Below are 17,845 nucleotides of genomic sequence, written 5' to 3' on the forward strand. Positions count from 1 at the left end.
CGAATCCGCTACGCCGCATCCCGCCACGGGTCGATTAGTGGTCCATCTACGCGTCCGCGAACGGATCGTCTGTAGCCGGCCACAACGGCCTGCCCGCCTTCGTATAGGACCGGGTGGCGAAGTCTCTTTCGAGCGTGCCCGGCGCGTCGACATGAATAACGTCTTTGGCGAGCGGAGCAAAGGCCGCGTGGAAGTGATTCAGGGACTTCACGACAATGATCTTGAACTGACTCGGATCGAGTCCCAACGCGACCATGAATTCAGGGTGGAAAACTTGCGTTCGATGCGTGTTCAGAATCAGATTGACGTTACCGATGCTGACCCATGCCGCGTCGCCGATACTGATCGGGACGAGGCCGAATCGCTGCGTGATGCCGGACGCGATCCGGCGCACGGTCACGTCCAGATCCAGTGGCTGCCCCGAAGCGGCACCGACTTTTCCCCCAACGCGAAGTTTCAGTCTCGCGCCTTCGCCTGCCTCCTGGCAGAAACGGACGGCAACGGGATCCCAGTACAGCGCGCTAATCACATTGTCGATGCCGCGCTCCAGGATTCTTTGCAGAATAAAAGTCGAATCGCCGGGTGCACCGCCGCCCGCGTTATCGGACACATCGGCCAGAACGATCGGGCCCTCGGCGGCGGCGCATGCGCGATCCAACGCTTCGTCTATCGATTGGAAAACCGGCGTCAGGGCTGCGCGTTTGCTCCAGAGCTCGTGGCCCAGTGCCGCGGCCACGGCGGTGGCCTTGCGTTGGTCGCCGTCGGCGATCACGAGCATCCTGGCGCCGACGTCCGTGACATCGCCCCATGGGAAACCGTGCACGAAAGACACGGAGAGAATGCCATCGGCGCCTTCCATCGCTTTCATTCTTTCGACGAACTCGCGCAGAGGCTGATCCTGCGTCCTGAAGATACCGAGCATCCGGCAATCGAACATCGCCATCCGGGGCCTGACTTTACCGGCGACCGTGTCGGCAACGAGCTCGAAGAGCTGGGCCGCGCAAATTTCGATATCGACATGCGGGTACTCCTTGTACGTCACGATTGCCGTCGCCTTATCGAGCATCAGCGGTGTGAGATGGGCGTGCAGATCCAGTTCCACCCCAATCGGCAGGTCCGGCCCGACAACCTGCCGGATATGGCTGAGCAGATCTCCTTCAACGTCGTCATAACCGTCGGCCACCATCGCGCCGTGCAGCGCGAGCATGACGAAATCGACTGTGCCCGCTGCCTTCAGATCGGCAACGATCCTTTCCCGAAACTCTTCGTACACAGCGCGGCTGGTAATGCCGCCCGGTTCCGCCACCGCGCAGAGACTTTCGACCGCCGTCCAGCCTCGCGCCTCGGCCATCTGCTTCCAGGTTGCAAGCTGGGCGGAGCAGCAGTTCAGTTGACGCTGCGTGGCGTCTCCATAGGCGAGCAATAGCTGCTCGAAACTTTGCCGCCCGGTGGGGATGGGCGAAAAGGTATTGGTCTCGGTGTCGAGCCCGGCCATGAAGAATTTCATTTTGTCTCTTTCGATCGCGAATTGTCATCAGGCCGGGGGCGCCCTGCCAGTACTTCCCATTGTACAGAACGGGAAAAATATTTCCATTTAGGAAAACTGCACTTCCTTGAACACCGTGACAAGCACGCCGCGTGTGGCAAAAGTCGCCGGTCGCGACCGGGATGATGCGCTTTCCCGGGTTGTCCAGGACGGCTCAAATACCCATTTTTGAAAATCTTTTTCTTTTTAGGATAATTTTTGCTACCTTGTGCACGTGGCCCGGTACAAGAAGCGGTAAAGATCCGGCCGGTCCACGCCAGCCAGCTGAACCGAGACCATGGAATTCAAGGAGGAGACCCATCGTGGGTATAAAGACCAAGCAGAACAGGCCCCCGCGGGGAAAACACCACATCGGCCGCGTTGTCGTGCGGCCCGCAGGCGGGCGCTATGCCTCGATGCTCGTCGGACCCGCTGTCGGGCTGACGGTCCTGTGCGCCCACGCGCAAACGGCGCCCTCCATGCCGGCGCCGGCTTCCGCGCCGGTCGCCGCGAGCGCCGCCAACGCAGCGGCGCCGGCCAAACCGCAGGCGCCGGCGAAGAGCGCTGCGGCAGGCAACGCCACCACCCTGAACACCGTCGAAATTACGGCGAACCGGCGCCGCGAGCCGGCGCGTGAAGTGCCGATGCAGGTGAATGCGTTGAGCTCGGAAGAGCTTCAACGCAAGGGCGACGCGTCGATGCGCGATTACCTGACGAAGGAGCCCGGTGTATCCCTTTCCTCGGTGGGAGCGGGCAATGCCCAGATCACGATGCGCGGGGTCACGACCGGCACCGACATCTCGCCGACGGTCGGTGTCTACGTCGACGAAGTGCCGTTTGGCTCCAGTACGATCTATGGGTCCGGTTCACAGCTTTCACTGGACATGGGCCTGCTCGACCTCAACCACATCGAGTTGCTGCGAGGTCCGCAAGGCACGTTGTACGGTGCGGGCGCGATGGGCGGCTTGCTGAAATACGTGACAAACGAGCCGGACACCGAAGGCGGCGTCACCGGTCATGCCGGCGTGATGCTCTCGGGCACCGACCACGGCGGCCTCAACCACACCGAAAGCGCGGTGGTGAATGTGCCCATCAAGCAGGATGTCGCCGCCCTGCGAGTCAGCGCCTTCAACCAGCAGGATGGCGGGTACGTGAACCGTATCGGCAGCGATCCGGAAAAAGGGGTGGACGGCGCCAGCACGCGCGGCGGCCGGGCATCCCTGACCGTCACGCCAACCAATGCCCTGACGGTGCGCCTGACCGCGACCACGCAGCAGATCAAGCGCGATGGCACGGCGTCAGTCGACTACAACTTCTACACGCGGCAACCCGTCTACGGCGACCTGACCCAGAACCGGCTGGTCGATGAACCGTTCGACCAGATCATCGAGCTGTATTCCGCGAACATCGAATACGATTTCGGGTGGGCACGCCTGAACGCGATTTCGGCCTATCAGACCATACGCTCAAGCCAGACCAGCGACGATTCGGCTGTCTATCCTGGCATCCTGAATGCCAAATTCGGTGCGCCGCTGTTTCGTACGACTTCCGCGGACCTGGCGATCTCGACGGATAAGTTCACGCAGGAATTGCGCCTTACGTCCCCGGCGAATCGCAAGCTCGAGTGGATTGCAGGGCTTTTCTACACAAGCGAGCGCACCAGCCAGAATCAGTCTCTCACTGCCGCTGGGCCCGCGACATCGCTCAATCTGCTCACGAATCAATTTCCGTCGACCTACAAGGAATATGCGGCCTACGGCGATCTGACCTATCACTTCACCACCCGCTTGTCGGCAACCGCCGGTTTGCGGGTTGCCCACAACGATCAGACATTCAGCGCCATCGCGTCGGGCCCGCTTGCCGGATCCGGGAATCAGCCTGGCCAGTCGGCTGACACGAGCAAGACGTATCTCTTCACGCTCGGCTATCTGGTGACGCAGAACAGCAGCCTGTACGCGCGGATTGCGAGCGGCTACCGCCCCGGCGGTCCGCAGCCGAGCTATCACGATCCGGTCACTGGGCAAATGTCGCCGGGAACGTTCAACCCCGACACGCTGACCAGTTATGAAGTGGGCTACAAGGCCGATTTCCTCGATAAGCGCGCATCGGTATCCGTTTCGGCCTTCGATATCGAGTGGAAGAACATCCAGCTCAATACCATCATCAACACCCTCGGTGTGGTCGCCAATGGCGGCAAGGCCCGTTCGCGGGGACTGGAGTTCTTCGGCACACTGAATCCGACTTCGCAGTGGCATCTGGGCGCGGGCCTCACCTATCTCGACTCGCGGCTCACCCAGGACGTGCTGGGCATTGGGGCCATGTCGGGCGACCGCCTGCCCAATACGCCCGACCTCTCGGCCACGGTCAATGTCGACTATCTCTTCAACGTCGCCTCGTATCGCGCCTACGTCGGTGCGACCGAAGCCTATATCGGGCAGCGCAACTCGAACTTCCCTGGCAGCAAGACCGCGCCGAACTTCAGCATGCCGAGCTATTTCACGACCGATCTACGTGCCGGTATCGATCTGCGCAAGGCGAACGTCTCCCTCTTTGTTCATAACCTGTTCAACAAACGCGGCATGCAAGCGGCGGGAACTTCGTTCGTTCCGCTCGGAGGCCCGGCCTCGGTCATCTTTATCCAGCCGCTGACAGTCGGCATGCAGGTTGACGTGCCGTTCTAAAGCGGATCATGGGCGCGGAGATTGCCGGCATCTCCGCAGCGGCGCGGCCTGCATCGTCGGGCCGCGCCGCCATACCGGGGTGAGGGCGGCGCACGCCGCCCTCACCCGCACGCGTTGCTCATTCGAGCCGGCGTCACTGAGACAGTCCATGTTTGAATCCAACGATTTGTTATCCGAACTAAGATCGCGGCAACCGCTGCTGTGGCTCAATCCGAATACCGGTCGACCCTTGCCGGCGGACGCTCCGACGGCGGACCAGATCACCGAAGCCGAGAACCGGCTGGCGCGCTGCGAGCCGTTGATGGCGCAGTTGTTTCCCGAACTCCGTGCGAGCGCCGGGAAGGTCGAATCGCCGCTGGTGCCCGCCGACCGTCTGCAAGCCGCATTGACCGATCCGGGCAGGTCCCTGGGCACGTGGTTCATCAAGCGCGACGATGCGCTGCCGGTTGCAGGTTCCATCAAGGCTCGCGGCGGTTTTCACGAGGTGCTGGCGCTGGCCGAATCGATTGCCATCGAACAGGGTCTCGTGGACGCCACCGGCGATCTCCGGCTCCTCGCCTCACCGTCGGCACGGGCGCTGTTCGCGCAGCATACGGTTACGGTAGGCAGCACCGGCAATCTCGGTTTGAGTATCGGCGTAATGGCGGCGGCGCTGGGGTTCGAGGCGGTCGTGCACATGTCCACCGACGCGAAACTGTGGAAGAAGGAGCGCCTGAGGCAACGTGGCGTCCAGGTCGTGGAGCACGAGGGCGACTATGCCCAGGCTGTTGCGGGCGGACGCGCGCAGGCGCTGGCCATGCCGCGCTGTCATTTCGTCGACGATGAAGGTTCGTTGATGCTGTTTCTCGGCTACGCAGCGGCTGCCCGCCATCTGGCGAAGCAGCTTGCCGAAGCGGGCCGCAGCGTCGACGCGGAACATCCACTCTTCGTGTACATCCCGTGTGGCGTCGGCGGTGCGCCGGGCGGCATCACCTACGGCCTGACCGCCCTGTTCGGCCCGCACGTGCATTGCTTCTTCGCGGAGCCCGTGGCGTCACCTTGCATGCTGGTTCAACTGGCGGCCGGTTGCGACGAACCGGTGTCCGTGTATGACATCGGCCTCGACAATCGCACGGATGCCGACGGCCTCGCGGTTGGACAGGCCTCCTATCTTGTGAGCCCGCTCATGGCCGCGCAGGTCGCCGGCGTATTCACAGTCACTGACGACGACCTCTACACGCAGTTGCATGTCGTCAAGCGGACGATGGAGATCGAGCTTGAACCGTCGGCCGTGGCGGGAGTCGGGGGACCGGCGTGGCTGAGCGAGTCGGCCGCCGGCCGTGACTACTTGCGTACTCGCAAGCTCGACCTGAGCGCCGCGACGCATGTGATCTGGACAACCGGCGGATCATTGGTGCCGCCCGAGGAGCATCGGCGCTTCCAGGCGCGCGCGAAAGCGCCGGACGTTTCTCGCGGCTAAGGGGCTGGTGCAGGTTCGCACCTGCCTCCTGCACCTGCCTCCTTCTTCAGGTCTTCAGGCAATGCCCAGTGACGCGCGCGGTATGACACGGACGCAGTTTGGCCGTGCGCTCCCGTGCTCCGACGCATCACTGGGCAACGCCCTGTTCCGCTCAATTAAACGCGAAGTCGATCGCGCGACCGAGCGCCGGCCAAGCTGCAAGTCCATGCCCCTGTTTGGCGAAGACCGCATAGTCTTCAACCTGATAACCGTTCGACCCGCGCAAGGCCTGCAATCTTGCGGTGAGATCACGCGCGTTCCCGACCATGCGGTTGCTGCGAACGCGCGCGTCGAGTTCGGCCTGAGCCATGGCGAGCGCGGCCGGGACAGGAGTCGGCGTCTCCTCCTCGCTACCCATGGTCACGAGCACCCGTGGACTGGCCGTGCCGGCGCTCACCGCGGCCGAAAATTTTTCCTCGTTCGCCAGCACCGCTTTCTCGCTCCACCAGATCGACGGACTTGCCGCGATAAAGGTTCGAAAAGCGTTCGGTTCGACGAATAACGCGTGGAGAACCGCCAGACCGCCAAGCGAATGCCCGAAAAGCGCCTGGTTCGAGCGGTCGATGGAGACCATCTCCGCGACGCGAGGCTTGACCTCCGTTTCGATCGTCGCAAGAAAGTCGTCGAGACCGCCAACCCGTTCCGGTGTCAGATTGAAGCCCGGTATCTGCTGCGTAGCAAGGATTTCGGCATTGACGGGCAAGCTAAGGTCGTACATGCGCTTCAACCCGAAGGCGTAGGACATCGACGTCAGTTCATTCAATCCCGGTAACGCCCCAAGCGGTTCAATGGCCTTTTTGATGAAAGCAGGATCGCTGGGATAGCCAATACCCACGACAACCACGTCATGTACGTTGGCACGAACGGCTTCCATGGCGCTCGCGAAATAGGCATGCGCATCGAGCACATAGAGCACCCGGTAGCCGCGTTCAGGCGCCGGTAGCAACGGCAACGCCACGCTGATCGAGTATTGATGGCCATTGACCCCGGAAACAAAATCGATTTTCCGGGTATTGGGGATCGAAACAGGCTGAACTTGCGTCATACGCTTCATCTACCTCAATGATTGGTTAGGGTCCGCACAACGCAGACTCCATCGTGTTGCGAAACAAAAGTGACGGGCCGGGGTCCCGTCACCGGCATTCATGATTGCGGGGGTATTCCTGGTGTATTCCTGGTGTGAGCCGATACCGGTCAGCGCTCAGCGCATCTGCTTCCGCTCGAACGAGAGATGCCTGGTGCGCGGCAAATTGATCTGGAATCCTGTCATTCTGCCGCCCTGCCTGGAAAAACTGAACGCGGCGGACCACCCCATCATGGAGGGCGCGAGACAGGCAAGCGTCTCGCCCAGACAAACCAGCTCGCTCTCGGCTTGCCCATACGCATCGCCGCAGCGAAGCACGATGCGCTCACCCTCGCGGGCAATAACGGCTGTGCAGTCGGCGTCGGCGCTGTAATACTGGCCCGTGACCGCTTCGACGAAAGCTTCAACGTTGGCGGTGTCCCGCGCGACCTTTCGATAGACCGCGGATTGCCCGCCGAACCGGATCGTCAACTCGCGGCTGCTGGCCGCATCGTCCAGCCCGAGTTCGACCTCACCCATGCCTACGGCCGGCAAGACGATCCGTCCGTCAGGTACTTTTCTCAACGGCACCCCTTGCGGCACCCCGCACATCGACAGCTTCAGCACGCCCTCCTCGTCGACGAGGCCATAGATCATGCCGGTGTCCGCCGACCACCAGTCGCCGAGCAGCTCCTTGTAGTCAGCCGCCGCGATCGTCGGCGCGCGCTCACCCAGATGGTCGGCAAGGATGAGATCGAGCGCCTGCTCGGCCAGCTTCACCGGACTGCATCCAGGCGCGCCATTGGCCATGATCACGATGTCGAGCCCATGGTCGGGCGCCGTGAGCATCTGGCTCGACGCGCCGATCACGCCGCCGGAGTGATGCACGACACGCACACCCCGATAGGGTTCGACTACGAGACCCAGCGCATAAGCGCCGACGGTTCCGTCTGGAAAGGGCACAAGCCCGGTCAGCGCGGCCCAGGTCGCGGGCGAGCCGAACCGGTCTTGCGTACCAAGATGTTCGGTCCAGCGCAGCATGTCGTCGACCGTCGAAACGATGGCGCCCGCGCCGCGGTTCTCTTCCGAAGGAAACAGGCCGCGCCGCCAGCCGCCGCCAGGCGCAGGCGTGTGCATCGTCGCGATGCCCGGCGTGATGCTGTAATCGCTTGGGATCGAGTCGGTATCGACCATCCCCAAAGGATCGAACAGGCGCTGCTTTAACTGCGCCTCGAACGACGCACCGCCCACCCTTTCGATCGCGATCGACACCAGGTGATAGCCGCCGTTGTTGTAAAGCATCGTGTCGCCGGGCGCGAAGTTACGCCCGGTCTGGCGAACCTGCGTGGCGAGTCCGGTCCCGACTGGCGGCACCGCCAATCCACGGCACAGGAGACCGATGTCGATAAAGCAACGCGAGCCGCCGCGATGCAACAGGAGTTGCCGAACCGTGGGGTCGCCGCCCGGGCCGGCGAGTTCGGGAATGTAGCTGCGGATCGGCGCGTCGAGATCGAGCTTGCCTTCCTCGACCAGCAGCAGTGTCAGGAGCGCGGTGAAGTGCTTGCTGATCGAGGCGATCCGCATGCGCGTGCCCGGCGTGTTGGCCACTGCGTGCTCCAGGCTGGCGAGTCCGAAGCCGCGCCGGTACAACAGCTTGCCGTGCTGCGCAATACCCACCACCAGGCCCGGCACATCGCTGCGATTGAAGGGAGCAAAAATACCGTCAAGTGCCTTACTGACATCCGCATTCAACTCTGGACCCACCATTAGCGCTTCTCCACAGATTTGGCGCCACAGCGGCGCGATAGCAAACAGTACGTTGCTATATCTTCCAATTTAGACATTTTTCCAGAACGGATACTCATGCACTCGAATATCCAACCTTGACCGGGACTCAGTTCGCCTGCTTCCGTTCGAACGAGAGATTCCGCGTCCGCCCCGAGTTGATCTGGAATCCGCTCATTCGCCCGCCTTGCTTCGAAAAACTCAACGCGCAGGACCACCCCGCCAGGGAGGGTGCAGTACATGCGAGCGTCTCGCCCAGACAAACCAGCTCGCTCTCGGCTTGCCCGTAAGCATCGCCGCAGCGAAGCACGACGCGCTCACCCTCCCGCGCGATAACAGCCGTGCAGTCGGCATCGGCGCTGTAGTACTGACCCGTGGCCGCTTCGGCGAAAGCCTCAGCGCTCGCGACATCCTTCGCGACCCGTCGATAGACCGCGGATTGCCCGCCGAACCTGACCGGCAGCCCAGCGCCGCGCACAGCTTCGTCCAGCCCGATTTCGACATCGCCCATGCCCGCGCCGACGCCCCGTGCAACGGCCTGGCCGTTAAGTCCGCTCTCCAGCGGAAACCCTTTCGGACTGCTGCACAGCGACAGCTTCAGCACGCCTTCCTCCTCGACGAGGCCATAGATCATGCCGGTGTCCGCGGACCACCAGTCGCCGAGCAGGTTCTTGTAGTCGGCCGCCGCGATTGTCGGCGTGCGCTCTCCCAGATGCTCAGCGAGGATGAGATCGAGCGCCTGCTCGGCCAGCTTCACAGGAAAGCACGCCGGCGCGCCATTGGCCATGATCACGATGCCCAGTTCGTGGTCGGGCGCCGTGAGCATCTGGCTCGAGCCGCCGACCACACCGCCGGAGTGATGCACGATTCGCACACCGCGATAAGACTGGACCATCAAACCCAATCCATAACTTCCGGCGGCTCCGTCAGGAAAGGGGGCAAGCCCGGTCAGCGCAGCCCAGGTCGCGGGCGAGCCGAACCGGTCTTGCGTACGAAGATGTTCGGTCCAGCGCAGCATGTCGTCGACCGTCGAAACGATGGCGCCCTCGCCGCGGTTCTCCTCCGAAGGAAACAGGCCGCGCCGCCAGCCGCCGCCAGGCGCGGGCGTGTGCATCGTCGCGATGCCCGGCGTGATGCTGTAATCGCTTGGGATCGACTCGGTATCGAGCATCCCAAGAGGATCGAACAGGCGCTCCTTTAGCTGCGCCTCGAACGACGCACCGCCCACCCTCTCGATCGCGATCGACACCAGGTGATAGCCACCGTTGTTGTAAATCATCATGTCGCCGGGCGCGAAGTTACGCCCGGTCTGGCGAACCTGCGTGGCCAGCGCGGTACCCAGCGGTGCAATCGCCAGCCCGCGGCACAGGAAGCCAAGGTCGAGATAGCAGCGCGAACCACCGCGATGCATCAGGAGTTGCCGGACCGTGGGGTCTCCGCCCGGGCCGCTAAGCTCGGGAACGTAGCTGCGGATCGGTGCGTCGAGATCGAGCTTGCCGTCCTCGACCAGCAGCAGCGTCAGCAGACTGGCGAAGTGCTTGCTGACCGAGCCGATCCGCATGCGCGTGCCCGGCGTGTTGGCCACAGCATGCTCCAGGCTGGCGAGCCCGAAACCGCGCCGGTACAACAGCTTGCCGTGCTGCGCAATGCCCACCACCAGGCCCGGCGCATCGCTGCGATTGAAGGGTGCAAAAATACCGTCAAGTGCCTTGCTGACATCCGCGTTCAACTCTGGACCCACCATGACGCCTCTCCACAAGACATAGCGCCACGGAGGCGCAACAGTTAGTAGTACGTTGGAGCAATTTCCAACAGAAAATCATTTTCAAACCGGCCGAACCGGAACTATGAGCATCTCGGCGAAGACGCCAGTCTAACGGTTCACCGGCTATGACCGCGAGCACTCACCGGCCATATGACCTCAACGTGCCCCCCGCGAAAGACAATGATCTCGTCATGCAGATTGAGCGTCGGGTCGCAATGTCCTGGCACCAGTAGAAGCTGGCTGCCCAGCGCGGGTTTGACGACTTCGCTATTGAGCATCTGCACACTTCCATGCTCGTCGTTGACGACCGTATAGTTCAAGGTATTGCTTGCGCCGTCGTCGCCCCAAACCGTCGGCAAACCGGAATCGACAGCAAGAGATTTGAGTCCCGCGTCGACCACCACGACCTGTCCGGCGTCACTATGGCCAACGCTGATCACCGAGGCAGCGAGAAACAGGCTGTGTTCGAAACGCAGTGCGTCGGTATAGACGTTGCGGCCGTAGTCCCCATCCATGAAGGCGTAAGAACCGGGCTGCACTTCGGTGTAGACCCCACTGGCGAGATCGAACTCGACGCTGCCGCTGCCACCGCCCGTGACAACCGCACAGGCCACACCATCGCGGCGGAGTGCGTCGACGACCTCGTCCGTGCGGGCCGCGGCGAGCGCCGAGGCGTCACGCCGCTCGCCATAGTCGCGGATGTGCTGGATACCGCCCTGATAGGCCTGCAAGCCTTTGAACGTCAATTGAGCGTGGGCGGATATCACCTCCAGCAATTGCAACACCTGCCGGGCATCGGCTACACCGCAGCGGTTCTGGCCGACGTTGATTTCGACGAAAACATCGATACGGCTGCCATGCTCGGCGGTTGCCGCCGCTAACGCGATCACCTGATCCGGGTGGTCGACGCAAACGCTGAAACGCCCATGCAACGCCATCCGCGCCAGCAGGTCCAGCTTTGCCGACCCGATCACTTCGTTGCTGATGTGAATGTCCGTGACGCCGGCATGAAGGAACGGCAACGCCTCGCTGACCTTCTGGCAGCAGATACCCACTGCGCCGCGCTCGATCTGCGCGAGCGCGATCGCCGGGCATTTGTGCGCTTTGGCATGCGGACGCAACGCGACGCCGGCTTCATCGGCTCGCGCCTGCATGATGTCCAGATTGCGCTCGAACACGTCGGCGTCCAGCAGCAGCGCCGGTGTGTCGATGCTTGTTATCGGATTGCCCGGACTCGCTGCCGGTAGAACCTGGATATTGTGAATGCTGCTCATAGTTCGGGCCTTACTCGCACAATGTCTTCACGAAGTGGCCAAAGGTCCTGAGCGAGACGCGAACGAGGAAACGATGCGACATCGGCTGAACTAAGACCCGGGCTATCGACAGTAATGATTGCGGAGGCCAAGGCCTGGAAACCCGCCCGGAAATGATTGGAGCTTTTTAGCGCAACGATCTTGCGGCCCTTCACGTCGATGCCATGAAGCAACAGCATCGCGTGATCGAAGGTCTGCGTCGGACGCGAGATAACAATGACATCGACGCCCTCGATGATGAGCCTGCACGATGTCCCGAGATCGAATTGAAGGCCCTCCAGCATCGACCCTGGAAGATTCGTGAAGCGGCCGTCGGTGACGGCTTTGACATACGCTTGCGCAACGATGGGCGCGCCTTGCATCGTGCCGAGCTTCCCGCCGAGTCTGACTTCTATCGTCGCGCCGACGCCGGCACGCTCCGCTTGTTGCGCGACTTCCCGGTCGTGAATCGCCACGAAGCACGCAGTGTCGGGCGGAAGCTGCGCGTCCAGAAGCGCCCGCAACAAATGCGTCGCATCGCCGGGCGCGCCGCCGCCCGGGTTGTCCGAACTCTCGTTGATCACCACCAGACCTGACTCGACGGCAAGGGCCTGCCTGACGCCGTCCTCGGGAGCCAGGACCCTGGGCCTGAACGCCTCCCGGTTTGCCCAGATCCAGTCGGCAACTTCGTCGGCGCAGCGCCGCGCGAGGTCAAGGTCGCCATCGGTCGTACACACCACCGTGGGGCACGGCGCGGGAATATCCGCGTACGGAAAACCATGGAACCAGGAGCAATCGATCACCCCCGGCCGTTCACCGATACGCATGCACAAATCATTGACGTCGGCAGCGGGAAAACCAGGATCCGTGCTCATGACGATACCCAACATGGGCAACCGGTGCATTGCGGTGACCGGCCTGATCGCGCCGCGGGCTGTCTGAGCCAGCAGTTCGACAGCCTCGACGCCGCGCTGAAGCAGGTCCGTATGCGGATAGAGCCGGCACGGCAGCGTCAGGTCGCCATAGACACGCATCGGATCAGTCATCTGCCCATGCAGATCGTAGACCGATGCGATCGGCACGTTGTCGCCGACCAGCTCGCGTACCGCCGCAAGCAGGTCGCCTTCCAGATCGTCGATCCCCTCCACCACACCGGCTCCGTGCGGCGCCATCAGGACGCCATCAACCGGGAGTGCGTCGCGGATTCCGGCGAGCACAGATTGCTTCAGGTGTTCGTAGACACCCGCGCCAATGGTCCCGGACGGCCACGCGAAAGCCAGCGTCGAGTAAACCAGTTCGATCCCCGACGCGGCGGCCGCTTCAATATAGCCGCCTACGGAGCGATTGGTTCCTGCGTACTCCGGTTCAACTTCATCGCCGCTGACACACATGAAGTCGGCTAGCTGCGTGTAACCCGTGAACTCCGTCGCATAGGTATTGGTCTCGTGGCAGATTCCGGCGACGACAAATCTCAGGGTTGCGTTTGTACTATGCATAGAGGCCTTTTTTTATATGGATCACGTGCTACGCGATGCGAGCTTCCACAGTCGTGCCAGCGTGGCCGCTTCGCCATTGCCGGTGACCGTGTCAAATGCATTCAGCGCCTTCCCCTTTTGACCGGCAAGGTAGTAAGCAATGCCAAGATGCAAGCGGGCTTCATTCGGATCCGCAAGGCCGCCTTTCGCGAGACCCGTCTCGATCGCGGCGATGCCTTGCTGACTTTTCCCCGAGAGCGCCTCGTTGAAACCCGTTTCGACCAACGCGGCGCCGTTGCCTGCCGTAGCGGCCGGCTGCGGCTGAGCGGCCGCTTTGGTGGCGAGGTTCCTGAGCCGCTCGCTGCGTGCCGCATCGGCGCCTTTGCCCAGCGCGCCGGAATTGAACCCCTGGTTCACCACACTCAACGCCTCCGCCCCATGTCCCGCCAGAATCGCGAGCTGCGCCATCTGGATGTAGTCACTCGCGCTGCCTAGATTGTTGGTGGCTCGCTTGAGACGATAGACATCGAGTTCGAATCGGCCCGCGAATTTTGGATCGGCCTGCAAGCGCTCGAGTAACTCGCTCCAGTAAGCCGGCGTCGGATAATATTTGACGAGTTGTTCCAGCGTCGCCGCGTAGCCGGCGTTGTCGCCCTGCTTCTGGTAGCAACTCGCCAGCAGTTTCAGTGCGTCGGCGTCAGGCGCACGCCCGGCGCGCATCTCCGCATCCACTGCGGGCCGCAGGAGCTTTTCTGCCGCACCGGCGTTGCCCGCCATGTAGTAAGACTGCGCGAGCAGCGTTTTCATATGCGGATCGCCCGCCCCCGCGCTCTGATAACGCTGGCCCCATTGCACGGCCTGCGCATAGTTTCCCTGCTGATAGGCGAGACTCGCCAGGGCCGCCATCATCTTCTGCTGTTCCGCAAGCGGCTGGCGGCCACTCTGGATCAAAAATCCGTAGTCGCGCGCGGCCACCGTGAGCTCGCCGGCGGCAACGGCTGCCGCGCCGCCCATCTGCGCAACGAGATCGCTCTCGTATTGCGATTTCCCCGGCACGGCCTCTGCCTGCGCCACGCTCGCCAGCGCATCCTTGTAACGCTGCGCCTGGTACAGCGCACGCGCAGTCTGCAATGGTTTGGCGACTTCAGGCCGGAGGGTCTCTGCCGCAAACCCCGACTTGCCGACGAGCAGTGCGCTCATCCCGATAGCGAGTAACAGCGCGCGCAGCAGAGCGGACGACAGGCGTCCAGAACCAAGTCCACGACTCATTTTCCACCTATCCCAGACGTTCCTACTGCATGAATTGCTCATTGCCGACGAGCGCGATTTTGGTGACGCCCTGCCGCTGCGCCGCCGCCATCACAGCAGCCACGCGACGGTACGGCACCAGCCGGTTGGGCCTGAGGTGCAGCTCCGGCTGGTCCGCTTGCGCCGCTACCGTCTTCAGGTGCTGATCGAGATCCGTGAGGTCCGCGAGGGCGGCACCATTCCAGCTAATGGTGCCGTCGAAGTCCACGTCAACCTCCACCACTGGCGGCGGTGCCTTCACGATGGGCGGCGGCGTACCCACCGGCATATTCATCTTCACCGCATGCGACTGGATCGGAATGGTGATGATCAGCATGATGAGCAGCACCAGCATGACGTCGATTAACGGTGTCGTGTTGATTTCGACCAGTACTTCGGGTTCCTGACTACCACCCGCTGGAATATTCATTCCCATTTCTGCCTCCTCAGCCGCCGTGCGTAGCCGGGTTCGTAATGAAGTCTACCTTCGCGATGCCGGCTCGCTCGCATGCCACCACCACTTTGCCGACGTACTCGTAACGCGCGTTCTCGTCACCCCGGATCTGAACCTCGGGTTGCGGCTGCTGTACGGCGATCTCTTTCAATCGCGCCACCAGCGTCGGCATATCGACGTGCTGTTCCGACCAGAACACGTCGCCGTCGCGATTGATCGCAAGCACGATGTTCTTCGGCGTGGTCTGCAACGGCTGGACCGTCTGCGTCGGCAAGCGGACGTTCACCGTATGCGTGGCGACCGGAATGGTGAGCAGGAAGATGATGAGCAACACCAGCATCACGTCCACCAGTGGCGTGGTGTTGATCGACGACATGACCTCGTCGTGGTCTTCGCTGCCTTGTCCTGCACTCATGGCCATGGTCTGCTCCGCTTACGACGTTGCCGCCTTCATGGATCGCCGTGACGCTGCGTCGTCAGGAATGGAATACGAAGAAACCTTCGTAGCCGTGCCGGCACCGCTCAGGAGTACGGTATGCAGTTGTGCGCCAAAGCCGCGCACCCGTTCCATGACCGAGCGGTTGCGGCGTACCAGGAAGTTGTAGCCGAGCACCGCCGGCACAGCGACCGCGAGGCCAATGGCCGTCATGATGAGCGCTTCGCCCACCGGCCCTGCCACCTTGTCGATCGACGCCTGCCCGGCAATACCGATTGCCGTCAGCGCGTGATAGATACCCCAGACCGTACCGAACAGACCCACAAAAGGCGCGGTCGAGCCGACTGTCGCGAGAAACGCGAGACCATCCTGCAGGCGGTTGGACACCACCGTGGTCGCCCGTTCGATCGACACGCTGATCCAGGTATTCAGATCGACCTTCTCGAGCAGCGCCCCTTCATGATGGCGACTCGCTTCAATCCCGCTGCCCGCTATGAAACGGAATGGGCTGGCTTCGTCCAGTTGTTGCACCCCGGCTTCGAGGGACGGCGCATCCCACACCGTCTCGTCCGCCGAGCGCGCGCGACGATTGGCGCGGAACTGCTCGAAAAATTTGGTCACCATGATGTACCAGCTACCCATCGACATGATCACCAGAATGACGAGCGTGGCCCGCGAAACAATGTCTCCGCCCTTCCACAGCGCGTCGAGCCCATACGGATTCGACACCCCTTCGGTCATTGCCACCGGCGGCGGCGGAGCGGGCTGGTCGGCCTGCGCCGCCGGCGCTTGCGCAGCGGGTGCGGTGCTCGTTTGTGCGTTCGTTTGTGCACTCGTTTGTGCGCTCGTCGTGGCGGCTGTGCTGCTGGCGGACTGCGCGTAAGCGGTCCCCGTTGCGCTCAGCAGGGCCACAGAGGTCAGGGCGAAAATTGCGCTTGCCGCAATGGCGGCCACACTCGGGTTCTTCATGTCATCACTCCAAGATCGTTCTTCATAGACCTGGCAGGGAGCACCCGCCAGCATTGCTTGACGTTGCCTTCAGTTCAGATTGAACGAGAACGGGACCTGCAGACGGACGTCCTCTCCTTGCGCGACACAGTTGAACTGCTTGACTGCATTCACTGCGGCCCGGTCGAGAAGCGGATCCGCCGACTTCACAACCTGTACGTCCTGCATGTTTCCGCGTGCGTCCACCACGAACTCCACCAGTACGTCCCCGGTAATGCTGTTGCGCTGGGCTTCACGCGGATAGCGCATCGACTGCCTGACCTGCTGCGAATTCGGGCAGACCACCCCTACTTCCGTGTGCACCGTATGCGCAGGCGCAGGCGCAGGCGCTGCCGCCACAGCCGGCGCGGGCATAGGTGCGGATTGCGGCTGAGGCGTGGCCGAACGCTGCGCTACCGCCAGTTGCTGCGGTTGGGCGGGCACCACCACTTCAGGGGGCGGAATGAACGGCGGCGGGGGCGCGAATTTCGGCGGGGGCGGCAAGATGATCGCCGGCTTGGGCGCGGGCGGCTTCACCTCCTCGACGATTCTGGTTTCAATGGGCTTGCGGATCACCTCAATCACCTTCGAGGCAAGACCATTCACCAGAATGTAGATGAGCCCTACGTGTAGGAGTGCCACGAATCCGATACCGCCAAAGCGGCTGGCGGAATAGTGGCGCTGACCAGCGTATTTCATTTGTCTCTCCTCCAGGCACCGGCGCCTTGTTGGCGCTCCCCAGGTGTCATTTCTCATATCTGTCCACATCGCAGCCAGACCGTTAAGCGCTGCATGAACCACACCTTACACCAATAATTTTCCAAATAGAACATTTTTTTCCACAATGAATAATTTAGGAAGTAATGGTCCTGTAATGAAAATTTTTGGCATACTGATCGCTTATGCGGAAAACACCTATGCGGAAAAATCTCGCTACCCACGATCCATCCGGGCCGAGCAAGCCCGGCCAGGCCATTCGCGCACTGCGCAACAAACTTGGGCTGACATTGCAGGAAGTCAGCCAACGAACCGGGCTTGCCATCTCAACCATCTCGAAGCTCGAGATGGGGCGCGCGTCCCTGTCGTACGAGAAGCTTTCGCTTGTGAGCGCCGGCTTGGGCGTCAACATGTCGGAGTTGCTTGGGCTGCTCGGCGATAGCCCGGGCAGCGAGGCGGCCGCCCCGTCGGTGCCAGGCAGGCGCGTCATCCAGCGGCAAGGTGAGGGCGTGGCCGTGCGGACTGGCCCCTATGTGGAGACATTCCTTGCCGTGGAGTTGCTGAACAAGCAACTGGTACCGCTGATTGTCGACGTGCGAGCCCGCACCATTCAGGAGTTCACCACCGAATTCGGCGGCCTGATCCGGCATTCCGGCGAGGAATTTATCTACATACTGGAAGGCGAAGTCGAGTTCCACACAGACTTCTATGCTCCGGTGCGGCTCAAGCAAGGCGAGTCGGTCTATTTCGATAGCAGCATGGGGCACGCGTTCCTCGCAGCATCTGAGGGTTCGTGCCGCCTTCTGTCCGTGTGCACAGACCCGGATCAGGAACAGCGCGTCATCGATCAGGTTCAGAATCAGGAATGAGCCGGCGTTCT

14 protein-coding genes are annotated in these 17,845 nt (G+C 62.2%); 3 read left to right on the forward strand and 11 right to left on the reverse strand.

What is annotated here, in order from left to right:
- Window positions 1-46: 46 nt before the first annotated feature.
- On the reverse strand, window positions 47-1,507 hold the full coding sequence (locus PQR67_RS20275; RefSeq protein WP_408462988.1) for a M81 family metallopeptidase: 1,461 nt from the start codon (window positions 1,505-1,507) through the stop codon (window positions 47-49).
- A 341-nt stretch (window positions 1,508-1,848) separates the two neighbouring features.
- Between PQR67_RS20275 and PQR67_RS20280 the strand changes: the two genes are divergently transcribed.
- Both PQR67_RS20280 and dsdA read left to right on the forward strand, forming a co-directional pair.
- Window positions 1,849-4,206: a TonB-dependent receptor gene (locus PQR67_RS20280; protein ID WP_408462991.1), complete on the forward strand. Its 2,358-nt coding sequence runs from the start codon at window positions 1,849-1,851 to the stop codon at window positions 4,204-4,206.
- A 148-nt stretch (window positions 4,207-4,354) separates the two neighbouring features.
- Window positions 4,355-5,665 (forward strand): D-serine ammonia-lyase, encoded by a 1,311-nt coding sequence (gene dsdA / locus PQR67_RS20285; RefSeq protein WP_408462994.1) that lies wholly within the window; start codon window positions 4,355-4,357, stop codon window positions 5,663-5,665.
- Between the two features lie 151 nt (window positions 5,666-5,816).
- Here the strand turns inward: dsdA and PQR67_RS20290 are convergent, their stop codons facing one another.
- The 10 genes from PQR67_RS20290 to PQR67_RS20335 form a co-directional block, all read right to left on the reverse strand.
- Complete coding sequence (locus PQR67_RS20290) at window positions 5,817-6,749, reverse strand: alpha/beta hydrolase (RefSeq protein ID WP_408462997.1); 933 nt, start codon at window positions 6,747-6,749, stop codon at window positions 5,817-5,819.
- A 156-nt stretch (window positions 6,750-6,905) separates the two neighbouring features.
- Window positions 6,906-8,534 carry a serine hydrolase domain-containing protein gene (locus PQR67_RS20295; protein WP_408463000.1) on the reverse strand — a complete coding sequence of 543 codons (1,629 nt, stop codon included), beginning with the start codon at window positions 8,532-8,534 and terminating at the stop codon, window positions 6,906-6,908.
- A gap of 127 nt (window positions 8,535-8,661) precedes the next feature.
- Entirely contained in the window at window positions 8,662-10,296 is a 1,635-nt protein-coding gene (locus tag PQR67_RS20300) for a serine hydrolase domain-containing protein (RefSeq protein WP_408463003.1), read from the reverse strand.
- Window positions 10,297-10,433: 137 nt separating this feature from the next.
- A complete protein-coding gene (locus PQR67_RS20305) occupies window positions 10,434-11,591 on the reverse strand; it encodes a DSD1 family PLP-dependent enzyme (protein ID WP_408463006.1) in 1,158 nt (385 codons plus the stop codon).
- Window positions 11,588-13,105: a M81 family metallopeptidase gene (locus PQR67_RS20310; protein ID WP_408463009.1), complete on the reverse strand. Its 1,518-nt coding sequence runs from the start codon at window positions 13,103-13,105 to the stop codon at window positions 11,588-11,590. Before PQR67_RS20310 ends, PQR67_RS20305 begins: the two co-directional genes overlap by 4 nt.
- A 21-nt stretch (window positions 13,106-13,126) precedes the next feature.
- Window positions 13,127-14,353 carry a tetratricopeptide repeat protein gene (locus tag PQR67_RS20315; protein WP_408463012.1) on the reverse strand — a complete coding sequence of 409 codons (1,227 nt, stop codon included), beginning with the start codon at window positions 14,351-14,353 and terminating at the stop codon, window positions 13,127-13,129.
- A 22-nt stretch (window positions 14,354-14,375) separates the two neighbouring features.
- Window positions 14,376-14,807 (reverse strand): ExbD/TolR family protein, encoded by a 432-nt coding sequence (locus tag PQR67_RS20320; RefSeq protein ID WP_408463015.1) that lies wholly within the window; start codon window positions 14,805-14,807, stop codon window positions 14,376-14,378.
- Between the two features lie 10 nt (window positions 14,808-14,817).
- Entirely contained in the window at window positions 14,818-15,246 is a 429-nt protein-coding gene (locus PQR67_RS20325) for an ExbD/TolR family protein (protein WP_408463017.1), read from the reverse strand.
- A gap of 12 nt (window positions 15,247-15,258) precedes the next feature.
- The gene (locus tag PQR67_RS20330; protein WP_408463020.1) at window positions 15,259-16,230 is read right to left on the reverse strand and encodes a MotA/TolQ/ExbB proton channel family protein; all 972 of its coding nucleotides are present in this window, start codon (window positions 16,228-16,230) and stop codon (window positions 15,259-15,261) included.
- Between the two features lie 69 nt (window positions 16,231-16,299).
- A complete protein-coding gene (locus PQR67_RS20335; RefSeq protein WP_408463023.1) occupies window positions 16,300-16,947 on the reverse strand; it encodes an energy transducer TonB in 648 nt (215 codons plus the stop codon).
- Between the two features lie 218 nt (window positions 16,948-17,165).
- Here PQR67_RS20335 and PQR67_RS20340 point away from each other — a divergent pair, with 218 nt between their 5' ends.
- On the forward strand, window positions 17,166-17,834 hold the full coding sequence (locus PQR67_RS20340) for a helix-turn-helix domain-containing protein (RefSeq protein WP_408463026.1): 669 nt from the start codon (window positions 17,166-17,168) through the stop codon (window positions 17,832-17,834).
- Window positions 17,835-17,845: the final 11 nt, after the last annotated feature.

The sequence above is a fragment of the Paraburkholderia fungorum genome, from assembly GCF_046026025.1.
Taxonomy (GTDB): domain Bacteria; phylum Pseudomonadota; class Gammaproteobacteria; order Burkholderiales; family Burkholderiaceae; genus Paraburkholderia; species Paraburkholderia fungorum_E.

Excerpts from the sequence above, each read along its gene's own strand:
- PQR67_RS20275 (WP_408462988.1), bottom strand. The coding sequence starts at position 1,507 with ATGAAATTCTTCATGGCCGGGCTCGACACCGAGACCAATACCTTTTCG.
- dsdA (WP_408462994.1), top strand. The coding sequence starts at position 4,355 with ATGTTTGAATCCAACGATTTGTTATCCGAACTAAGATCGCGGCAACCG.
- PQR67_RS20290 (WP_408462997.1), bottom strand. The coding sequence starts at position 6,749 with ATGACGCAAGTTCAGCCTGTTTCGATCCCCAATACCCGGAAAATCGAT.
- PQR67_RS20295 (WP_408463000.1), bottom strand. The coding sequence starts at position 8,534 with ATGGTGGGTCCAGAGTTGAATGCGGATGTCAGTAAGGCACTTGACGGT.
- PQR67_RS20300 (WP_408463003.1), bottom strand. The coding sequence starts at position 10,296 with ATGGTGGGTCCAGAGTTGAACGCGGATGTCAGCAAGGCACTTGACGGT.
- PQR67_RS20305 (WP_408463006.1), bottom strand. The coding sequence starts at position 11,591 with ATGAGCAGCATTCACAATATCCAGGTTCTACCGGCAGCGAGTCCGGGC.
- PQR67_RS20310 (WP_408463009.1), bottom strand. The coding sequence starts at position 13,105 with ATGCATAGTACAAACGCAACCCTGAGATTTGTCGTCGCCGGAATCTGC.
- PQR67_RS20315 (WP_408463012.1), bottom strand. The coding sequence starts at position 14,353 with ATGAGTCGTGGACTTGGTTCTGGACGCCTGTCGTCCGCTCTGCTGCGC.
- PQR67_RS20320 (WP_408463015.1), bottom strand. The coding sequence starts at position 14,807 with ATGGGAATGAATATTCCAGCGGGTGGTAGTCAGGAACCCGAAGTACTG.
- PQR67_RS20325 (WP_408463017.1), bottom strand. The coding sequence starts at position 15,246 with ATGGCCATGAGTGCAGGACAAGGCAGCGAAGACCACGACGAGGTCATG.
- PQR67_RS20330 (WP_408463020.1), bottom strand. The coding sequence starts at position 16,230 with ATGAAGAACCCGAGTGTGGCCGCCATTGCGGCAAGCGCAATTTTCGCC.
- PQR67_RS20335 (WP_408463023.1), bottom strand. The coding sequence starts at position 16,947 with ATGAAATACGCTGGTCAGCGCCACTATTCCGCCAGCCGCTTTGGCGGT.
- PQR67_RS20340 (WP_408463026.1), top strand. The coding sequence starts at position 17,166 with ATGCGGAAAAATCTCGCTACCCACGATCCATCCGGGCCGAGCAAGCCC.